The sequence below is a fragment of the Larkinella arboricola genome (assembly GCF_003259745.1).
Taxonomy (GTDB): domain Bacteria; phylum Bacteroidota; class Bacteroidia; order Cytophagales; family Spirosomataceae; genus Larkinella; species Larkinella arboricola.
This window is the reverse complement of the sequence record NZ_QLMC01000003.1, coordinates 709,773-730,297: the sequence shown is the minus strand read 5'-3', so window position 1 is coordinate 730,297 and position 20,525 is coordinate 709,773. Positions and strand designations below refer to the sequence as shown.

16 protein-coding genes are annotated in these 20,525 nt (G+C 53.6%); 8 read left to right on the top strand and 8 right to left on the bottom strand.

Annotated elements, in window-relative coordinates; translation table 11 throughout:
• The first annotated feature begins 5 nt into the window (after window positions 1–5).
• From LX87_RS14395 to LX87_RS14380, 4 genes are all read left to right on the top strand, one after another.
• A complete protein-coding gene (locus LX87_RS14395) occupies window positions 6–1,427 on the top strand; it encodes a RagB/SusD family nutrient uptake outer membrane protein (RefSeq protein WP_111628924.1) in 1,422 nt (473 codons plus the stop codon).
• 81 nt (window positions 1,428–1,508) lie between these two features.
• Window positions 1,509–3,068: a sulfatase gene (locus tag LX87_RS14390; RefSeq protein ID WP_111628923.1), complete on the top strand. Its 1,560-nt coding sequence runs from the start codon at window positions 1,509–1,511 to the stop codon at window positions 3,066–3,068.
• A gap of 8 nt (window positions 3,069–3,076) precedes the next feature.
• Entirely contained in the window at window positions 3,077–4,642 is a 1,566-nt protein-coding gene (locus LX87_RS14385) for a sulfatase family protein (RefSeq protein ID WP_111628922.1), read from the top strand.
• Between the two features lie 19 nt (window positions 4,643–4,661).
• Complete coding sequence (locus tag LX87_RS14380) at window positions 4,662–5,738, top strand: formylglycine-generating enzyme family protein (RefSeq protein WP_111628921.1); 1,077 nt, start codon at window positions 4,662–4,664, stop codon at window positions 5,736–5,738.
• 217 nt (window positions 5,739–5,955) lie between these two features.
• On the opposite strand, the gene LX87_RS14375 is transcribed toward LX87_RS14380, so the two are convergent.
• Complete coding sequence (locus tag LX87_RS14375; protein WP_111628920.1) at window positions 5,956–6,282, bottom strand: ArsR/SmtB family transcription factor; 327 nt, start codon at window positions 6,280–6,282, stop codon at window positions 5,956–5,958.
• A gap of 202 nt (window positions 6,283–6,484) precedes the next feature.
• Between LX87_RS14375 and LX87_RS14370 the strand changes: the two genes are divergently transcribed.
• The 3 genes from LX87_RS14370 (at window position 6,485) to LX87_RS14360 (ending at window position 12,086) form a co-directional block, all read left to right on the top strand.
• Window positions 6,485–7,576, top strand: a complete 1,092-nt coding sequence (locus tag LX87_RS14370) for an efflux RND transporter periplasmic adaptor subunit (protein WP_111628919.1) — start codon at window positions 6,485–6,487, stop codon at window positions 7,574–7,576.
• A gap of 79 nt (window positions 7,577–7,655) precedes the next feature.
• Window positions 7,656–10,724: an efflux RND transporter permease subunit gene (locus LX87_RS14365; protein WP_111628918.1), complete on the top strand. Its 3,069-nt coding sequence runs from the start codon at window positions 7,656–7,658 to the stop codon at window positions 10,722–10,724.
• Between the two features lie 18 nt (window positions 10,725–10,742).
• Window positions 10,743–12,086: a TolC family protein gene (locus LX87_RS14360; RefSeq protein ID WP_111628917.1), complete on the top strand. Its 1,344-nt coding sequence runs from the start codon at window positions 10,743–10,745 to the stop codon at window positions 12,084–12,086.
• Window positions 12,087–12,146: 60 nt separating this feature from the next.
• On the opposite strand, the gene LX87_RS14355 is transcribed toward LX87_RS14360, so the two are convergent.
• The 4 genes from LX87_RS14355 to LX87_RS14340 all read right to left on the bottom strand — a co-directional run bounded on the left by LX87_RS14355 (window position 12,147) and on the right by LX87_RS14340 (window position 18,026).
• Window positions 12,147–13,292: a methionine aminotransferase gene (locus tag LX87_RS14355; protein WP_111628916.1), complete on the bottom strand. Its 1,146-nt coding sequence runs from the start codon at window positions 13,290–13,292 to the stop codon at window positions 12,147–12,149.
• Between the two features lie 175 nt (window positions 13,293–13,467).
• Window positions 13,468–15,882 (bottom strand): T9SS type B sorting domain-containing protein, encoded by a 2,415-nt coding sequence (locus tag LX87_RS14350; RefSeq protein WP_111628915.1) that lies wholly within the window; start codon window positions 15,880–15,882, stop codon window positions 13,468–13,470.
• A 176-nt stretch (window positions 15,883–16,058) separates the two neighbouring features.
• On the bottom strand, window positions 16,059–17,012 hold the full coding sequence (locus LX87_RS14345) for a D-2-hydroxyacid dehydrogenase (RefSeq protein WP_111628914.1): 954 nt from the start codon (window positions 17,010–17,012) through the stop codon (window positions 16,059–16,061).
• A 42-nt stretch (window positions 17,013–17,054) separates the two neighbouring features.
• Entirely contained in the window at window positions 17,055–18,026 is a 972-nt protein-coding gene (locus LX87_RS14340) for a YheT family hydrolase (protein ID WP_111628913.1), read from the bottom strand.
• Window positions 18,027–18,090: 64 nt separating this feature from the next.
• Here LX87_RS14340 and LX87_RS14335 point away from each other — a divergent pair, with 64 nt between their 5' ends.
• A complete protein-coding gene (locus tag LX87_RS14335) occupies window positions 18,091–18,552 on the top strand; it encodes a hypothetical protein (RefSeq protein ID WP_111628912.1) in 462 nt (153 codons plus the stop codon).
• 113 nt (window positions 18,553–18,665) lie between these two features.
• Here LX87_RS14335 and LX87_RS14330 read toward each other — a convergent pair whose 3' ends face one another.
• The 3 genes from LX87_RS14330 to LX87_RS14320 all read right to left on the bottom strand — a co-directional run bounded on the left by LX87_RS14330 (window position 18,666) and on the right by LX87_RS14320 (window position 20,383).
• Window positions 18,666–19,454 (bottom strand): phosphoglycerol geranylgeranyltransferase, encoded by a 789-nt coding sequence (locus LX87_RS14330; protein WP_111628911.1) that lies wholly within the window; start codon window positions 19,452–19,454, stop codon window positions 18,666–18,668.
• A complete protein-coding gene (locus LX87_RS14325; protein WP_229310660.1) occupies window positions 19,417–19,854 on the bottom strand; it encodes a hypothetical protein in 438 nt (145 codons plus the stop codon). The genes LX87_RS14330 and LX87_RS14325 overlap by 38 nt, the downstream gene beginning before the upstream one ends.
• A 103-nt stretch (window positions 19,855–19,957) precedes the next feature.
• Entirely contained in the window at window positions 19,958–20,383 is a 426-nt protein-coding gene (locus LX87_RS14320) for a phage holin family protein (RefSeq protein WP_111629209.1), read from the bottom strand.
• Window positions 20,384–20,525 lie beyond the last annotated feature (142 nt).

Sequence of the window (20,525 nt, the reverse complement as noted above, 5' to 3'; positions counted from 1 at the left end):
CTTTCATGAAGAAGATACTCTATTTCGCCCTGATTGGCCTGTTGACGGGTTGTGCAAACCCACTGGAGGAAGAAGTCTATTCCGCCTTCGGACCTAACAATTTTTTCCAGAAAGCCGACGATGCCGAAGGCTTGCTGAACTCGGCTTATTCGGTGGAGCAACGCCGGGGTTTCCGGAATTACCTGTTGATGGCCGAGGTAACAACCGACCTGCTGATTGATCGGGAAGGCGGTTTACGGAGTCTGGCCCAGCCGCTGGAAGACTTCACCTGGAATGCCGCCCATGAGTTTTTCGAAACCGCCTGGTCGCTACATTACCGCACCATCTACCGGACCAATCTGATTCTGGATCAGGTACCCGCTATTTCGATGAATGAAACCCGGAAGACCCAGATTCTGGCCGAAGCCCGGTTTCTGCGGGCCAGTGCCTACCAGACGTTGTACGAGCTTTTCGGGCCGGTTCCGCTGATTACCAGCAGTACCACCAGCAGTGACGACCGCCCGGGCCGGGCGACGCAGGAGGAGTTTATCCGGTTTGTCGAAACGGAGTTTAAAGCCGTTGCCGATATTTTACCGACTGTTGCCAGCCAGTACGGTCGGGCGACCAAAGGAGCGGCTTTGTCGTTGCTGACCCGGTTTTACCTGAACAATAAAAAGTGGCAGGAAACCGCCGAAACCGCCAAAAAGGTCATCGACCTGAACGTGTATCAGTTGTTCAGTGGCCCGAATCGGACGGATTTATTTGACATTGCCAACGAGAAAAACAGCGAGTTTATCTACATCCGGCCCAGTCTGGCGCAGCCGGGTTTAGGCGACAATTATATGCCCCATGCCGCCCCGCCAAACTATAAATTCAGAACGGCACCCAAAACCAATTATGCCACGCAGTTAAAAACGTTGTCGGCTTTTTACAATACCTTTGATCCCGCCGACCAACGGCGTCAGGCCATTATTACGGAATACGAGGACATTAACGGCAAAATTATTAAGCTCGGAACCGATGATGTTCGTAGCTTTAAGTTCAGGGAGGATTTGAGCGCGACCGGCGAGGTGATGGGCAACGATTTCCCGGTGTACCGCTACGCCGATATTCTGCTGACTCGCGCCGAAGCACTCAACGAACTAAGCGGCCCCACGCAGGAAGCCATCGACCTGATCAACCAAGTGCGGGCGAAGGCGGGTGTGGCTGCGCTCAAACCTGGCAATTTTGCGTCCAAAGAAACGCTGCGGGCGCATTTGCTGAAGGAGCGCGGCTGGGAGTTTTTCTCGGAAGAACTCCGTCGGCAGGATTTGATCCGTCACGGCAAATTCATCGAATATGCCAAAGCGCGGGGTAAAATAGCGTTTGATTACCAGGTTCTGTTTCCGTTGCCGCAGAGCGAAATTGACCGGAACCCGAACCTGAAGCAGAACGAAGGCTATAAATAACGGATGGATAGTATGCCCCAAAGGCTCGTCTCCGCCCCAGGCCTTTCAGGTTCGGTGGAGGTAAGTTTAAATTTTTAATGTATGGGTAACATTTTGTTAAAAACCTGGGCGCTCATCGGTTTGCTGCTTTTCGCCGGGAACGGGGGTTTTGCCCAGAAACCGGCTCGGCCTAATATCGTCGTTTTTCTGGTCGATGACATGGGCTGGCAGGATACGTCCGTACCATTCTGGAAGCAGGTAACTGATCTGAACCGCCGGTATCGCACGCCGAACATGGAACGGCTGGCGAAGGAAGGACTGAAATTTACGAATGCGTACGCCCAGCCGGTTTGTACACCCACCCGCACGAGCCTGCTGAGTGGTGTGAACACGGCCCATAGCCGAATTACGCACTGGACTTCGCCCAACAGGAACAAAAACACGGATTATGCGGATTCCACCCTGAATTCGGTGGATTGGAACATCAACGGTCTGAGCCCGGTGGCCGGTATTGAACACACCTTCCACGCAACGCCATTGCCCGCCTTGTTGAGCCAGAACGGTTATTATACCATTCACACCGGAAAAGCGCATTTTGGTTCGGCGGGAACGCCCGGCGCGGACCCGAAGAATCTGGGTTTTCAGGTGAACATTGCCGGCAGTGAAATCGGGCACCCGGCCAGTTATTTAGGAACCGAAAACTATGACCGACCGGCCAACGGAAAACCGAACCGCAATGCCGTTCCGGGACTGGAAGCCTACCACGGCAAAGACGTTTTCCTGACCGAAGCCCTAACCCTCGAAGCCATCAGGGCGCTGGATAAACCGATTCAAAGCAAACAGCCGTTCTTTCTGTATGTCGGCCAGTACGCCGTTCATACGCCCATCATGGCCGATCAGCGGTTTGTGGAAAAGTACCGGAAAGCCGGTCTGGATAGCATCGAAGCCAACTACGCGTCGCTGGTGGAAGGCATGGATAAGAGCCTGGGCGACCTGCTGAATTTTCTGGACGAACGTAAGATTGCCGACAATACCGTAGTTATTTTTATGTCGGACAACGGCGGCCTGAGCACCAAACCGCAACGGGGCGGCCCGGAACACACACACAATCTGCCGCTGCGAGCGGGTAAGGGGTCGGTATACGAGGGCGGTATCCGGGAGCCGATGCTGGTGCGCTGGCCGGGCGTCGTCAAACCGGGTGGGGTGGCTGAGCAATACCTGATTATTGAAGACTTTTTTCCGACGATTCTGGAAATTGCGGGCGTTCAGAAACCGTCAACCGTTCAGTCTATTGACGGTCAGTCGTTTCTGCCGCTGCTCCGAAACCCGACGCTGAAAGACGACACCCGTGCACTGGTCTGGCACCACCCGAACCGCTGGATTGCGGCCGAAGGGCCGATGCTGCACTGGGCCAGCGGTATCCGGCAGGGCAACTGGAAACTGGTGTATGACCACCGGACGGCGGGTTTGGAACTTTACAACCTGAAGGATGATATTGGCGAGCTAAAAAATCGCGCGGACGAACAACCAGAAAAAGTAAAAGAACTGGCTTTGCTGCTTACTAAACAGTTAAAGACCTGGAATGCCCAGATGCCTACGTTTAAAAACACTGGAAAACCGGTGTTATGGCCGGAAGAAGCAGTAACTCAATTAAATAAATAGTAACTGAAATGAATCTACGAATTGGCGTAAGTATGATTAGTGCAGCAGCGGTGCTGGCGGCTTTACTGGTGACGGTTCCTGGTTATAAACCGAAGGAGTCGGAAGCGCAGCAAACAACCCGGCCCAACGTTATTTTTATTTTTTCCGATGACCACGCCTATCAGGCCATCGGTGCCTACGGCAGTAAACTGGCAAAAACCCCGAACATTGACCGGATTGCCCGGGAAGGCGCGATTCTGCACAATAACGTCGTAACCAATTCCATCTGCGGCCCCAGCCGGGCAACGTTGCTGACCGGGAAATACAGCCACCTGAATGGCTACAAAGTGAACGAACGGAAGTTTGAAATCAATCAGCCGGTGTTTCCCGAAGAGTTACAGAAAAACGGTTACCAAACCGCCTGGATCGGAAAAATGCACCTGGGGGCTCTGCCGCACGGGTTTGATTACCTGAATGTGCTGCCCGGTCAGGGACAGTATTACAGCCCGGATTTTGTAAATGGTAAGGGCGATACCACCCGCTATCCGGGTTATGTCACCAATGTCACCACCAAACTGTCGCTCGACTGGCTGAATGGGCGGGACAAATCGAAACCGTTCTTTCTGGTGGTGGGGCACAAAGCGACGCACCGCGAATGGCTACCCGATATCCAGGACCTGGGTGCGTACGATAACGTGACGTTCCCGCTACCGGCAACGTTTTATGATGAATACGAAAACCGGGATGCGGCCAAAAATCAGGACATGACCATCGACAAAACGATGCGCCTGAAAGAAGACCTGAAAGTGCACCTTGATTACGATAAAAGAGGAGCGTATAACCGGTTTTCGCCGGAAGAAAAAAAGAAGTTTTACGACTACTACGAAAATAAGATCAGCAAGGAGTTTGACGAGAAAAAACTCAGCGGCAAGGCATTGGTGGAGTGGAAATTTCAGCGGTATTTGAAGGATTATCTGGCGACGGCCAACTCGCTGGACCGCAACATCGGCACACTGCTCGATTATTTGGATAAATCCGGACTGGCCAAAAATACCGTCATTATTTACGCATCCGATCAGGGCTTTTACCTGGGCGAACACGGCTGGTTCGACAAGCGGTTTATCTACGAAGAATCGCTGAAAACGCCGTTTGTTATTCGCTATCCGGGTGTGATCAAACCGGGTACGCAGGTAAACCAACTCGTTTCCAACATCGACTGGGCGCCGACGCTGCTCAACCTGACCGGAACCGCCATTCCCAAGGACATTCAGGGGGTGTCGTTTCTGCCGTTGCTGAAAGGCCAGAAGACAAACTGGCGGCAGGAAGCCTATTACCATTATTACGAATATCCGGAACCGCACCGCGTTGCACCCCACATTGGCCTGCGTTCCAGCCAGTACAAAATCGTCCGGTTCTATGGCCCCAAAGACTATTGGGAACTATACGACCTGAAAAAAGACCCGCAGGAACTCCGGAATCTGTACGGTGTTAAAGGATATGAAGCGATTGCCGCCGATTTGAAGAATAAACTGAAAGACCAAATTCGGAAGTATAAAGACGATGAAGCGCTCAGGATTGTGGAAGGCGGGGAGTAAAACAGTGTGCAAGTGCCTGATGAGAATGCTGTTTTGCAGCGTTTTTCTGGCAGGGTTTACAGCCTGTAATTCGGAAAAGAAATCGACCGCTGAACAAACGGCCGAAACCGACAGCGGAGCGCATTGCGTTGCGAAAGGAATGCCATCCCGGTCGGCGGCTATCCGGCAGGCGGCTTCTGTTACCGCAACCGCCGGGGAAGGCGGCATGGACGATATGGTCTGGATACCGGGTGGCACGTTCCAGATGGGTTCCGACGAGTTTCCGGATGCCCGCCCGCTGCATACCGTGACGGTTAACGGGTTCTGGATGGATAAACACGAAGTCACGAACGCTGAGTTTGCCCGTTTTGTGGCCGCAACGAATTACGTCACCGTGGCCGAGCGTCCGCTGAATCCGAAAGATTATCCGGGCGTTCCGGCGGATAAGCTGGTGCCGGGATCGGCGGTGTTTACGCCCCCGATGCAGAAAGTATCGCTGGATAACCCGCTGCAATGGTGGGAGTACGTCAGTGGAGCCAGTTGGCGGCATCCCGAAGGACCGAACAGCAGCATCAAAGGCCGCGAAAACTTGCCGGTCGTGCACGTAAGCTACGAAGATGCTGCCGCCTATGCCAAATGGGCCGGGAAGCGCCTGCCGACCGAAGCCGAATGGGAGTTTGCCGCCCAGGGCGGTAAAGGAAACCGTACCTATTACTGGGGTGAAGAACTCAAACCGGGCGGCAAGTGGATTGCCAATATTTACCAGGGCGATTTTCCGAGTAAAAACACGAAGGAAGACGGCTATGCCGCAGCCGCACCGGTTCAGTCGTTTCCGGCCAATCCGTACGGGTTATACGACATGGACGGCAACGTCTGGGAGTGGTGTCAGGATTTGTACCGGCCTGATTATTACCGAAATAGTCCGAAGAGTAATCCAACGGGGCCGCAGGATAGCTACGATCCCGACGAACCCGGCGCGGTGAAGTACGTGCAGCGGGGTGGCTCGTTTCTGTGCAGTGATGACTATTGCATTCGCTACAAGGCCGGAAGCCGGGGCAAAGGCGAGGTAAGCAGCGGGAGCAACAACCTGGGATTTCGCTGTGTCCGTGTAAAATAATACGCCATCCATTCGGGAGTATCCGGATTTCAGACCAGCATAACGCCGGAGTTTGAAAAAAAAGGATGGAAAGCGTTTGTAAAAACAGAGCCAGAGGTTTTTCTGGCTCTGTTTTTAAGGTGAATCACTATAAAATATATAGAGTAGATATAAGTGGTTTTGCCAGGGTTGATACGCAAGCTTTGACCGGCAACTGGGCTATTCCCTCGGTGTGCCGCTATTTTTCGAGCGGCTGTTCCTGACTGGCCGCTTTCAAAACCGCTTTCAGAATACCCGGAAATTTAGACTCCACCTCGTTTAATCGCAGAGACGTTAAACTTTGAGTTCCTTCGGTTCGAATGCGAACCAGTCCCGCTTCGCGCAGAACGCGCAAATGATGAGACATCGTTGATTTAGCCACCGGGGTGGGAATGGTCCCGCAGGGGCGCTCATCCAGTTCGCGGGCTAAACACTGGACGTAATTCAGACGAACCGGATCGCTGAGGGCATGCAGGATGCCCGTCAGGGTAATCTGGTCGAGGGTCGGATGTTGATATTGTTTCATTTTAGTTTTTCGATTTCCAGTGTGGCCCCTTCCCGAAAGAAGTAGCTACATGAGTTGCTAATACAACGATTATTAGCGTAAAAAAAATTCAAGTCTTTTTTTATAAACGATGGAACCCATTTTTCAAGTGCCTTGTTCGAAAACCATAAAACAATTAAAGTTCGATATTTGTAGAACATTGAAACAATAAAAAATTCTCCTCATGGAATCTCAACAATCGATTCGGACCGTATCATTGATGATCAGCATCTTCGTATTGACGATAGCGTTCTTCGTGTTTACCCCTAAGCTTTTTTCCAACAAAGCCGAGCCCGTCAAAAAACTAACCACCGCAGCCGTTGCGCCCGACGATCACCGGATTCCGGCGGACGTGTTTGTGGTGAAAGCGGAGACCATTACCGATGAGCTGCAAACCACCGGCACCATCGCGGCCAATCAGGAAGTGGATCTGGTGAGCGAAGTGGCCCGCAAGTTAACCCGGATTTACGCCCGGGAAGGAAGTTACGTGACGCAGGGAACGCTGCTGTTTAAGCTGGATGATGCCGATTTGCTGGCGAAAAAGAAAAAAATCGCGCTACAGGAAAAGCTGGCCCGTCTGGACGAAAAACGGTTTCGCGAACTGCTGGCGACCGAGGCCGTGAATCAGCAGGAGTACGATCAGATTGCTACCAACCTGAGTGTATTGCAGGCGGAAATGGCCATTGTAGACGTAGAACTGGCCAAAACCGAAATCCGCGCGCCCTTTTCCGGCCGACTGGGTCTGAACAAAGTGGATGTTGGCGCTTACGTAACACCGTCAACGGTTTTGACGGCGCTGGATGATGTCAGCCGGGTGGAAGTAGCCTTTACAGTTCCCGAAAAATACGCTTCTGCCGTTCGAATTGGCCAGACGATACAATTTACCACCGAAAACAGCAACCAGCCGTTCCGGGGCAGCGTCGTTGCAACCGAGCCCAAAACCGATCTGAACACCCGGAGTTTGCTGGTAAAAGCTATTAGCGAAAACCGCAACGGGAAATTAGTCCCCGGTTCATCGGCGAAAATTGCATTCACCCTGCGCACCAGCACCGACGGTATTCTGATTCCCACGCAGGCCCTGATTCCCAACGCCAAAGGCTATTCATCGTTTGCCCTTAAAAACGGCAAAGCCGAGCAGCGGGAACTGAAAACGGGCAGCCGCTCCAAAGGAACCGTTCAGATTCTGGAAGGCTTATCCCTGGGCGATACCGTTTTGACCACCAACCTGCTGCGTCTGGAACCGGGCGTTGCCGTCAGAGCCGCTAACGTGAACTGAATGGAGGACGTATAGCTAGCTACGGTATTTAACCACGGCCTTTTTTACGCGATCAAAAGGCCATCACATCACTACAATCATGAGTTTATCAGGAATTAGTATTCAACGGCCCGTGCTGGCCGGTGTACTCTCCGTATTGATTATTCTGTTCGGAATCGTCGGGTTTTCATACCTGGGAGTCCGGGAATATCCGGTGACGGATTCGCCCATTGTCACTGTCACGACCACCTATCCGGGGGCCAGCCCCGATGTCATTGCCTACCAGATTACGAAACCGCTCGAAGAATCCATCGGAGAAGCCAACGGTATTCGAACCATTTCGTCGGTTTCGCGCGAAGCCGCCAGCGTGATTACCGTTGAGTTTAACCTCGATGCCGATCTGGAAGCGGCCGCCAACGACGTACGCGACAAAGTAACCAAAGCCCGGCGATTGCTGCCCGGCGACGTGGACCCGCCGATTGTGGAAAAAGCCAATGCGGGCGATGTTGTAATTTTTATGGCCGTCGAAAGCAAAACCCGTAACATTCTGGAGGTGAGTAACATCGCTTCAACGGTCATTAAGGAACGGATGCAGACCATTCCCGGGGTAAAACGGGTGGGGATTGCCGGGGAGAAAAAGTACGCCATGCGGTTACGGATTGATCCGGCCAAACTGGCGGCCTATCAGCTCACGCCCTCGGACATTGAACAGGCGCTCCGCAAGGAAAACGTGGATTTACCGTCGGGTCGGGTGGAAGGTGATCAGAATGAACTAACCGTCAGGACGCTGGGCCGTCTGACGCAGGAAAGGGATTTCAACAACATGATTATTCGCCAGGAGGGCAGCACCATCATCCGGTTTAAAGACATTGGCTACGCAGAACTGGGAGCCGAAAACGAACGGACGGCCATTCTGAACAGCCTGAAAGGAAATTCGCCCACCATTGGGGTGTTCGTTGAGCCGCAGCGGGGTGCCAATGCCGTTGCGATTGCCGACGAGTTTTACCGGCGGCTGAAAGAGTTGCGCCGGGAAATACCGTCTGATTATGAACTGACCATCGGAAAAGACTTTACAGAACCCATTCGGGCGTCCATTTCGGAAGTGGAAGAAACGCTGTTCATTGCCTTCGGACTGGTGATTCTAATCCTGTTCATCTTCCTACGCGACTGGCGCTCGACCATCATTCCGGTTGTTGCCATTCCGGTTTCCATCATCTCGGCCTTTTTCATCATGTACGTGGCCGGTTATTCCATCAACATTCTGACCCTGCTGGCGCTTGTGTTGGCCATTGGGCTGGTGGTGGATGACGCCATTGTGGTGCTGGAAAACATCTACGCCAAAGTTGAAGAAGGCATGAGCCCGATTCAGGCGGCTTTCAAAGGGTCGTCGGAAATCTACTTCGCCGTCATTTCGACCACCATCACGCTGGCGGCTGTTTTTCTGCCGATCCTTTTTTTACCCGGTATTACCGGCAAACTCTTTCAGGAATTTGCCATTGTCGTAGCGGGTTCGGTGCTGGTGTCGGCTTTTGTGGCGCTCACGCTGTCGCCGATGATGAGTGCGTACCTGCTGAAACATCAGGAAAAACCGAATTGGCTGTACCGCAAAACCGAGCCGTATTTTGTCGCCTTAAACCGGGCTTACGAAAAATCGTTGAGCTGGTTTTTACGGTATCGCTGGACGGCTTTTGTGGCGCTGGCGGCTACGTTCGGGCTGATTTATATCATTGGTCGGCAATTACCGTCCGAGCTGGCTCCGCTGGAAGACCGTTCGCAAATCAGTCTGGCGGTGCTGGCACCCGAAGGTTCTTCGTATGAGTATACGGAAAAATACATGAACGAGATTGCCCGGTTTTCGGTCGATTCAACACCGGGTTTGTTTCAGACGTATTCGATTCTGGCGCTCACGTTTGGCCCACCCGCGCCGGTCAACATTGCCGTTCAGAACACGTTTCTGAAAAAAGCCGGTGAGCGGACCACCACGCAGGCCGATGTGTTTGAGATTTATTCCCGCAATGCCCAGCAATTCCGTGGTGTGATGGTTTTTCCGGTTCAGCCGCCCACCATCGGCAGCCGGTTTGGTCAGGCGCAACCCGTGCAGTATGTCCTTCAGGCCCAGAATCTGGCGGCCCTGACCGATGTGCTGCCCAAATTTATGGCCGAGGCCCGCAAGAGCGATGTCCTGCGGTTTGTGGATTCGGATCTGAAAGTAAACAAGCCCGAACTGGTGCTGAAAATTGACCGCGACAAAGCCGCTGAGCTGGGAATTTCGGTGGCCGAAATTGCCCGCAGTCTCCAACTGGCGCTGAGTGGTCAACGCTACGGGTATTTCATTTACAACGACCGGCAGTACGAAGTAATCGGGCAGTTGCAACGGCAGGAACGCGACACGCCCTACGACCTGAAAGCCCTGTTTGTCCGCACCCGAACCGGTGACATGGTTTCGCTCGACAACCTGGTTTCGTTCCGGGAAAGTGTTAGTCCGGCGGCCATTTACCGCTACGATCAGGCCATTTCGGCGACGGTATCGGGCGGGTTGGCACCGGGAAAAACCATTGGCGATGGTGTGTCCGAGATGAACCGGATTGCCAAAAAAGTGCTTCCGCCGAGCATCAAAACCTCGCTGGCCGGCGAATCGCGCGATTTCTCGGAAAGCTCGTCGAGTCTGCTGTTCGCGTTCATTTTTGCCCTGGTGCTGATTTACCTGCTTCTGGCGGCCCAGTTCGAAAGCCTCATCGACCCGTTCATTATTCTGCTGACCGTACCGATGGCCATGACGGGTGCCCTGCTGAGTCTCTGGATTTTCGGGCAAACGCTGAATATTTTCAGTCAGATCGGCATCATCACCCTCATTGGGTTGATTACGAAGAACGGTATTCTGATCGTGGAATTTGCCAACCAGAGCAAAGAACAGGGCCTGAATACGCTGGAAGCCGCCAAAGTGGCCGCAGCCTCCCGATTCCGCCCGATCCTGATGACCAGCCTCGCCATGATCTTCGGGGCCATTCCGATTGCGCTGACCGAAAACAGCCGCAATTCGCTCGGCACCGTAATCGTTGGCGGTTTGCTGTTCGCCGGTCTGCTAACGCTTTATATCATTCCGGCGGTGTATTCATACTTCTCCCGCGTTCCGAAACCGAAGCCCGAAGAAGTGCCGGAACTTGTTTAAACTCCTCCGAAACGTATCATGAAACCGTATCATACGCTACTTATTTTTTTGACTTTACGCCTGATCAGCGCCCTGCCAGCCTCCGCGCAGCCTCGCTCGCTAACCATGCAGAGCGCCGTCGGGCTGGCCCTGGAGAAAAACCGTGACCTCCAGGTAGCGACGCTGGAAACCGCCCGGGCGACCGAGAAAGTGCGCGAAGCCCGCAGTTATGCTCTCCCCACGGTATCGGCTTCGGCCCAGTATATGTATTTTCCGCTGAAACAGGTGTCTTTTTTACCGGGAAGTTTTGTCGGTTTGGGCGAAAATGACCTGGCCACCTTCCGGGTGGGTGGATCAAACGCCTTGCTGGGCGGAGTGGCGGTTTCGCAGCCGTTGTTTCAGGCGGGCATTGGTTCGGGTATCCGGGCCGCGCAGATTTTCGAAAAGGCTTCGGCGGAAGAACGCAACGAAGTTCGGGCTACTGTCGTGACCGACGTGAAGAAAGCCTACCTGGATGTGCTCATTACGCAGGAACAGCTTCGGCTTCAGCAGCAGAGTTTGGCGCGGAACGAACAGGCCCTGAAAGATGCCCGGTCGCTGCTAGCCCAGGGCCGGGCTTCGCGGGTTGACACGCTGCGGGCATTTGTATCGGTTGAAAATCTGCGCCCGGAAATCATCCGCCTGACCAACCGGGTTGAAATTACCAAGACGGTTTTGAAACGAACCGTGGGCCTGGACGAACGCGAAACCGTGGAGCTTCAGGATTCGCTGAACTACGATCCGGTCGCGTTTGTTGCGCCCGGAACCGATGCTTTTCTGGATGCCGTTCAGGCCCGGCCGGAAGTGCATCGGCTGGAGTTAACGGAAAAGCTGAACCGGGAACAAATTGCCTTACAAACCGCTGAGCGGGCGCCCAAATTGTCGGCCATTGGCTTGCTGCAATCGCAGGCGCAGGCCAATCATCTCCGCGTTGATCAGTATAGCTGGCCGCTTAGTTCCTATATTGGTTTGCAGCTAAACATTCCGATTTTTAGCGGTTTCCGGACGGTTTCGCGGATTCAGCAGGCCGTCATTTCCCGTCAGCAAAGCGAAACGCAACTGCTCAATTTAAAGGAAATTGTCCGCGCTCAGGTGAAGATCAGCCTTTCGACTGTAGAGGAATCCCGGCTGCGCATTGCCACCCAGCAGCAAACCGTTACCGTGGCCGAATTGGGGTATCGCATTACGCGCGACCGCTGGAAACAGGGCATCGCGTCGCGGCTGGATCTCTCCGACGCCGAACTCTCGCTCACGCAGGCCAAATCCAATTACTTACAGGCCATTTACGACTACCTGACGGCTACCGTTGAACTGGATAAAGTGCTGGGCCGTATTCAGTTTTAAGATCGGGCCAGAGCATTTTCTCTGGCCTGTTTTTTTTCGTTTGCCGACAGACGGGGTAGGTTACAATTGGCTCAGCCGCTCACCAGCCCGGAGCAGCGTCTCGTCGTCTTTGGCGAAGCAGAAACGAAGGATTCTGTAATCGTTTTTCTGATTGTAAAACACCGAAACCGGGATCGACGCGACACCAATCTCCCGGGTTAACCGGACCGCCAGATCGTAATCCGATTCATCCGTAATGGCCTGGTACGAAACGGTCTGGAAGAAACTCCCCTCGGTCGGCTGAAACCCGAACCGCGATCCGCGAATGCTGTCCAGAAACAGGTCCCGCTTCCGCTCGTAGAAATCGGGCAGGGTTTCGTAGTGTTCCGGATTTTTCAGGTAATCGGCCAGCGCGTGCTGAATCGGTGTAACGGTGCTGAACGTTAGGTACTGGTGGATTTTTCGAAATTCGGTGGTCAGTTCCTTTGGGGCCAGGCAGTAACCAATCTTCCAGCCGGTGATGTGAAACGTTTTACCGAACGAGCCGCAGACAAACGTACGTTCCTGCAAAACCGGATGGGTTGCCAGCGACCGGTGCGGTCGGCCGTCGAAGCGGATGTGCTCGTAAACCTCATCGCTCACAATCCAGATGTCACGGTGTTTGACCAGCGCGGCCAGTTGCTCCAGATCATCCGCCGTCCAGACGCGTCCGGTGGGGTTGTGGGGCGTATTAACAATGATGAGCCGTGTTTTTTCGGTAATCTTTGCCCGAACGGTGTTCCAATCGATGGCGTAAGTGGGTGGCGTCAGGGTTACAAAAACCGGTATGCCGCCGTTCAGTTCAATGGCCGGAACGTAGCTGTCGTACGCCGGTTCGAAGACGATTACCTCGTCGCCGGGGCGGATCACCGCCGTAATGGCCGCAAATAACGCTTCGGTAGCACCGGATGTAACGGTTACTTCGGTTTCCGGATGGTAACAGACTCCGTACAACTGCTCGGTTTTCTGCGCCAGGGCTTCCCGCAGGGCCGGTACACCGGTCATCGGGGCATACTGGTTAAATCCTGTTTTCAGGTAGTGTTCCACCAGCGCCACCAGGTCCGGCGAACAGTCGAAGCCCGGAAAGCCCTGCGACAGGTTAATGGCCCCCGCTTCGTTTGCCAATTTCGACATAACCGTAAAGATGGTCGTTCCAACCCACGGTAATTTGGAGGTGAAGGCCCCCATTCCGGATTCGATCCTTTTCAAAGCTGATAAACTGGACTTCTCTATCGTGTCAATCGAGTCGATTCATTCCACCCGCTGCACCTTTCCAGCGACCTCGAAAAGTACAAAATAAATCCATAAAGTAGCTGGAGGAAGTCTATTTCTATAAAAGTTGAGGGGTATGGTTTGGCTGGGTTTAATACGTAACCAGAACGGCCCCGCGGTATTCGGGCATTACGGGCTGTTTGGTTTTGATGCGGTAATAGTAGGAGCCTGCCTGTACTTTCTGGCTGAGGTAGGTGCCATCCCAGGGTTTATTGTAGCCTTTTGAATAAAAAACCACTTCGCCCCAACGGTTGTAAATCGTCACTTCGCAGTCCGGGAACTGGTCGGTATTGCGAATTTCCAACGCATCGTTAATGCCATCGCTATTGGGCGAAAACGCGTCGGCAATAAACATCTGCCTGAACACATCAACCTGCACGCTTTTTTCGGTCCGGCAGTCACCGGATGAGGTTACCGTCAGCTTGTAGGTTGTTGGTGCGGTGGGGCTGGCCGTCGGATTCGGGCTTGCTGGGTCAGAAAGGCTTTCGGGTGGTTCCCACAAGTAGCGGATCGCCTGTCCGGTGACGGTTGGTTTCAGCGTTACCGCGTTTCCCATCAACACCGTAATCCGTTCCGGCATCGCGATCACAACAGCCGGTTCCACCCGAATCTGCCGACTTATTACGGTCGGGCAGGCCGAGTTTCCGGCATAGGTGTAGGTAATGGTGTGCAAACCGGCCCCGGCTTTTGCCGGATCAAACTGATTGCCGGTTACGCCCGCTCCCGAAAAGGTTCCGCCGGTTGGACTGGCAACGAGCGGCACCGGTTCCAGACGGCTAACACAAACCGGAGCGACGGTATCGAACTGCATAGCCGGGCGCGGAACGATGGACAACATCAACGGGGCCGAAAGCGCCTGACAACCGTTGACGTCGGTAACCAGCACCTGATACGCACCGGCCTGACGAGCCTGCATTGTTGCGGCAGTACCTGTGCCCAGCGCGGTATTGTCCAGCCGCCATTCGTATTGAACGTTGGTGCCCCCAACGGCGGCCAGTTGTACTTCGCCGTCCTGGCAAAGAGCCGAAGCCGAACTGGTTAGCGTCACCGCAGGAGTTGGGTTGACAATCACGGTGAGGCTGTCGCGGTTGGCACACGCCAGTGACGATGTAGCCCGCACGCCGTATAACCCGGCTTTCTGAACCGTGAGCGATGAACCGGTGGCAGCTGGTAGAGCCGTACCGTTTTCCGTCCATTGGTAGACTACACCTTTTTCCGGCTGAATCGATAACACCAATGATTCGCCTTCGCAGAGTTTTGGTTCTCTGTCGGGCGTAATTTTGGCGGCTGGGGGTGGTAGCGCCTGCACTTTGGTTACTTTTGAGGTGGTGTCGTTGCCGCAGATAGAGGCAAAGCTCTTGACCACCACGTAATCGCCCGGTTCGCTGACGGTTAAGGTGGCCGATGTAGCACCCGCAATGTTAGCCCCGTTATGCTGCCACTGATACGACCAGCGCGAATCGGCTTCCGTGGATAAGGTAACGGTTCCGCCCTCGCAAATGGACAAGTCGAGGATTTCGACGTTGTTGTAACTGATTACCGGCGGGGGTGGGGTGTTGGTCCCGCAATCGACCACCGGCATCTGAAATTCCCGCCGGACGGCCCCAATCCGGACACCATCACGGTATTCTTCGCACAGAACTGCAAAAATAAACAGCCCCGTTTGCCGGGCTGTTACACGTAGCTGCCCGGTTTGTGGGTCTATGCTCAGTGCGGGATTGCCGGGAATGGCGCTGGTGGCACTATAACCCGGTAGCCAGTTCACTTCTGGATAGGTAGCGTGCGAATTGCCATCGCCCACCGTAAAGAAACCCGTGTTATTAGTATATCCCGCCAGTGGCGTTACGAGCGAATACCGGAGCTGATCACCGTCGGCGTCGGTTGCTGCAAAATTCAGATGAAAAGGTTTGCCGACGCAGATGTAGTCGCCGTTGGGAAAACTGAATTGCGGACTGGAGTTGGTGAAAGCGGCCCCGTTGCGCCGGACGGATGGAAATTCCATATAGAATACCATGCCTTCGGACCCCGGGTCCTGGATGTTACTGATGTCGGCGCTCCGGCAACAACGGTCCCAGACGACGTAATAGCCACCGGGATCGCTGAAGGTATTGGGGTTTAAATAAAGTTCGGTGCTGTAGTTCATCGCCAGCACGCTCAGATTCCGCAGGTCGGCGCAGGCCTGGTTTTCGTAGCGAACCCGTTGGGAAGCCGTTTGATGAACACGGGCTGTTGTAACGCGTTCATGATCGCTTTTCCGGAAAATGTAGAGGTCTATGTGTTGTTCGTAGTCGGTGGGAGTCGCGTTGGCCTGATCCAGGTAGAGGGTCAGCGTCAGGGTAGAGTAGTTCTGGCGGGCGGTTGCCTGGAGGTTCATTTCTCCCCCGTATATATGTTTTCCATAACCGTCCGGGGTGGTGATGAGGTCCAGTGACAGACTACATAAGGCAATCTGAAGGCAGTGGAACACGGAAAGTCCAACCGTGCGCCGATTCAACAACATATCCATTATCAGACCTGGTAAAACGTTGAAGCATAAACCGTAACTTATTGATTAGAAAGATACAAAGTTGCCACCGGTAACACCACTACCTGTTACCAAATTGACGGAACGGTACATGGTACAAGACAAAAAAGCCCCGCAACGTGTTGCAGGGCCATCGATAAGGTTTTTGAAGAAGGGGCTTAATTCACCACATTGCGGGGCTGACCGGCAAAAAAGGCACGAATGTTTTCGACGATTTCGTATAGAAGCCGTTGGCGGGCCTCCAGACTGGCCCAGGCTAAATGAGGAGTGATAAGGCAGTTGCGGGCCGAAAATAAGGGATTGTCTGCCGCAGGCGGTTCGGTACCCAACACATCCAGACCGGCCCCCGCCAACTGACCGTTGTTGAGCGCTTCTGCCAGATCCGCTTCGTTAATGAGCACCCCCCGGCTGGTGTTAAGCAGAAAAGCCGTTGGCTTCATCTGCCTGAGCAGGCTGGTATTGACAAATCCCCGGTTTTCGTCGGTGGCCGGGCAATGGAGCGATACCACGTCACTTTCGGCAAAGAGGGTGGTCTGATCCACGTACCGGATGCCTTCCGGCGGTTGCTCGTCGGTATGTCGGCGGTTGACCAGAATGTTCATGCCAAACGCTCGCCCGATATCCGCTACACGTTTCCCGATGTCACCGAAACCGACAAGGCCCAGCGTTTTTCCGGCCAGTTCGACCAGCGGAGATTTCCAGTAGCAGAAGTCCGGATTCCGGGCCCAGTCGCCCGCCCGAACGCTGTCGGCGTGCAAACCTGCCCGGTGCGTGAGTTCCAGCAGAAGCGCAAAGGTCAATTGTGCCACCGACTCGGTGCTGTAGCCTTTGACGTTGGTAACGACAATGCCCAACTGCCGGGCGGCTTTCCAGTCGATGATGTCGTAGCCGGTAGCCGTGACGCCAATGTACCGCAGGTTCGGCAGCTGCTCGAGTGTCTGGCGGTTCATTTTTACTTTATTAACCAGCACCATATCGGCATCTTTCAGGCGCTCGATCAACTGGTCGGGTGCGGTACGGTCGTGCAGCGTAACGCTGCCGAGGGAGGTGAGGGGCGTCCAGTCGAGGTCGCCGGGATTGAGGGTGTAGGCGTCTGCGAAAACGAGATTCATGGGAAAGGGTTGTTGAATGCGAAAGATACGGTAAAAAAAGCATCACCGCCCGTCCTGACTGACAAACTCCAGTGCCCGTCGTTCGGCCCAGGTAAATTCATCGTCACGAACGGAAAACCCCACGTGGCCGCCGGTTCGGGGCGTTTCGAGGTAAATGTTCGGGTGTTTTTCGGCCAGCCACGCGGGCGAGCATTCGGGCGACAGGATCGGGTCATTCTGGGCGTTGATGAGCAGTGTCGGCACGGCAATACCATTCATAAAATTAACGGCCGAAGCCTGCGTGTAAAAATCGTCGGCATCACGGTATCCGTTTACAGGAGCCGAAAAATGCTGGTCAAAATCACGCCAGAGCCGTACGTGCTGCAACTTTGTCATATCCAGCTTCCCCGGAAAAAGGTCGGCCTTCTGCTGTAATTTGATGATGAGCTTTTTCATGAACCGGTTGCGGTAAAACCGGTTTTGCGGTCGGTCGAGCAGTTTGGCACTGGCTTCCAGATCCGTCGGCGACGACACCGCCACCACCTTTTGGAGGGCATCCGGCAGATTTTTGCCGTGCACACCCGCGTATTTCAGGGCAATATTGCCACCCATGCTATAGCCAATCAATACCAGCTGGCGGTACGGTTTGGTGCGCAGCACGTGGCTGATCACTTCGCCAAGGTCGCCAATTTCGCCGTGGTTATACAGCCGGAACGCCCGGTTCATTTCGCCACTGCACGAGCGGCAATTCCAGGCCAGCACATCCCAGCCCTGCTGGGCAAAGAGCTTGGCGGTGCCTCTGATGTAATGCCGGTTCGAGTCGCCTTCCAGACCGTGCGTTATGATCACGATTTTGTCACTGTTCCGGTCAATCCAGTCGAGGTCCAGAAAATCGCCGTCGGATAAGGTAATTCGTTCGCGTTCATACACCACCCCCTCCACCTTCCGGAGAACGCTGGGAAAAATGGTTTGCAAATGGCCGTTAATCTGGTAGCGAGGTGATCCGGGAAAAGAAGACTGTCGGAGAACCGGCATGGAATAACTATTTAGTCGTGAATGCTGTTTATTTTAACTAAATTTGATCTGGTTGGTTCCCACTATGGAAATTGCAAAATATCTATCGGTATTAGTGGCCAGTATGGTAAAGTTCATCGGCGGTCCGGTAACCGGCGTTGCCGTGGGGCTATCCTGGGTCGAGACCTGGCTCTTTACGGCAGCCGGTATGATGGCCAGTGTCGTTCTGGTTACCTATGCGGGGGCGGCTCTGCGGACGCTTTGGAACCGTTACCGACCTTCGGCACCCCGGCGTTTTACCGCCCGGACCCGGCTGGCGGTTCGGGTCTGGAAACGATCCGGAATGGTGGGCATTGCCTTCCTGACACCCTTGCTGCTGACGCCCATCGGCGGGACCATCCTTGCCGTGTCATTTCGGGTGAGTCGTTCCCTGATTTTCAGTTATATGCTCATCAGCGCCCTGTTCTGGGGCGTGGTATTCACGCTGATTGTTTACCAGCTTCCGGATTTATTTAATCGGTTTGTGAGCAGCGAAACGGCAAAGTAAAGCCGCGAACCGGGGAGGGGCCTCAATCAGTTTTCCGGCCTGACTATACATGGATAACAAGCACAAGGCCAGAAAGAACCTGGGTTCTTCTCCACGCCTTCAGGGAGTATCGGTTACGCCAACTGGCGGTTCATTTCCTGAACGACAGCCGCAATTTCGGGTAGTAATTCCGGATTTTTTTCGATGCCGTTGCCAACCACAATCACATCTGCACCAGCTTGCAGGGCGGCCTGGGCGCGTTCGATGGAGTTAATCCCTCCGCCGACAATAATGGGGGTATCGACACAGCTACGGACGGTTGCGATCATCTCCGGCGAAACCGGCCACCGGGCTCCGCTGCCCGCGTCCATGTAGGTTAATTTCAGTCCCAGCATCTCGCCCGCCATCGCAGTACAGGCGGCTACACCCGGTTTATCGTGCGGAATTGGGGTGGTATTGCTAATGTAGGAAACGGTTGTCTGGGCACCGCTGTCGATGAGCATATAACCCGTCGAGAGAATTTCCAGGCCACTTTTTTTCAGAAGCGGGGCCGCAATGACGTGTTGCCCGATCAGAAATTCCGGATTCCGCCCCGAAATAAGCGAAAGCAGCAGAATGGCGTCGGCGCTGGGTTCAATATGCAGGCTGTTACCCGGGAAGAGAATGGCCGGAATGTTTGTATAGGTCCGGATGGTGTCAGTGACTTCCTTCAGAATAAAGTTGGTAATCAGGCTACCACCCACGAAAAAGAAATCGACCCGGTTTTCGACGCTCCGGATCAGCAGGTCTTTAAATGCGTCTTGCTCGATCTTATCAGGATCGAGCAAGACAGCAAATGATTTTTGCCCCGTTTCCTTGCGGTGATACAGGGTATTGAGTAGCGAGTTACGGGTATTGGCCTGGTTCTGTTTGTGTGGTTGCATTATTCTGACGTAAACGCGAAATAAACTCAGTTAGCTGCTGCCGGGCGATATTGGTCAAAATAGACGTCACAATCCCGGTAATAGCCCCACCGATTGCCGATTTTCTGGGAGCGTCCTCGGCGGCTTTGGCGGCCCGTCGCACGTGGGCGTGGGTGCTACCATTAGCGTATGCATCGTCGTAATCGGCATCGTCGTCTTCGTCGTGTTTATCAGACTTAGGCAATACAATGCTGGCTACAACGTAAGCTGCCAGACAAACTCCTGCGACCAGCGCCACCGTTTTACCGACTTGGGTAGCATCCTCTTTCAAGGCGTTGACGTTGGACTCAATCGAACTTTTATACTGCTCGGTGGCTTCCATCAACTCCGCCCGGCGGGCCGCAGTATCTGAAAAGGGCACATTCGTATCCATAAAAAGAGCGTTCTAAAATTAGTAAAAAATGGATTGACTTGTGAAAAATACGTCCTACTTAGTTATTATTTTGAAAAAAGTGGCTGGTTGTTTACTCCTTCACCGGGCCGTTTTCCCGCAGTGACTGGCGCGTTTGGGACATCAGATCCTCGATGGCTTCGGCCCGTTCCTCCGCTTTTTTCTCCTGCTGGTTTTTAATCATATTATACGTCATTTTCCGAAGCATATTTTCAATACTACCTTTTGCAAAGGCCCAGATTAAGGTCAGCAAAAGGAAAAAACCGGCTACAATCAGGAATCCCAAATACCGGCTATCCAACACTTCGTTGAGGTAAGCGGCCAGTAAGGAAAACAGAAAAATAGTAGTGATGGTTATCAAAAAACCAAGCACGATGCCATGTACGGCCTTCAAAGCAATATTTTCGACCTGACTACGGGTTTCCAGTTTAAATAATTCGATCCGCGCTTCCAGGTATTTAAAAATGCTTTCTCTGATTTCTTCCAATTTCTCTAGCATAACGTTCATCATTTGTGGCTGCTGTAGTAGTTACCAATTATTGTCCGTTTTGTTTAGAAAAACTTTGACATTCAGCCTAGTTTTTACTTTTGGTTGGATTAAATAATGCCGACCGCTGTTTCGGGGCGCATAAAAAAGCCCG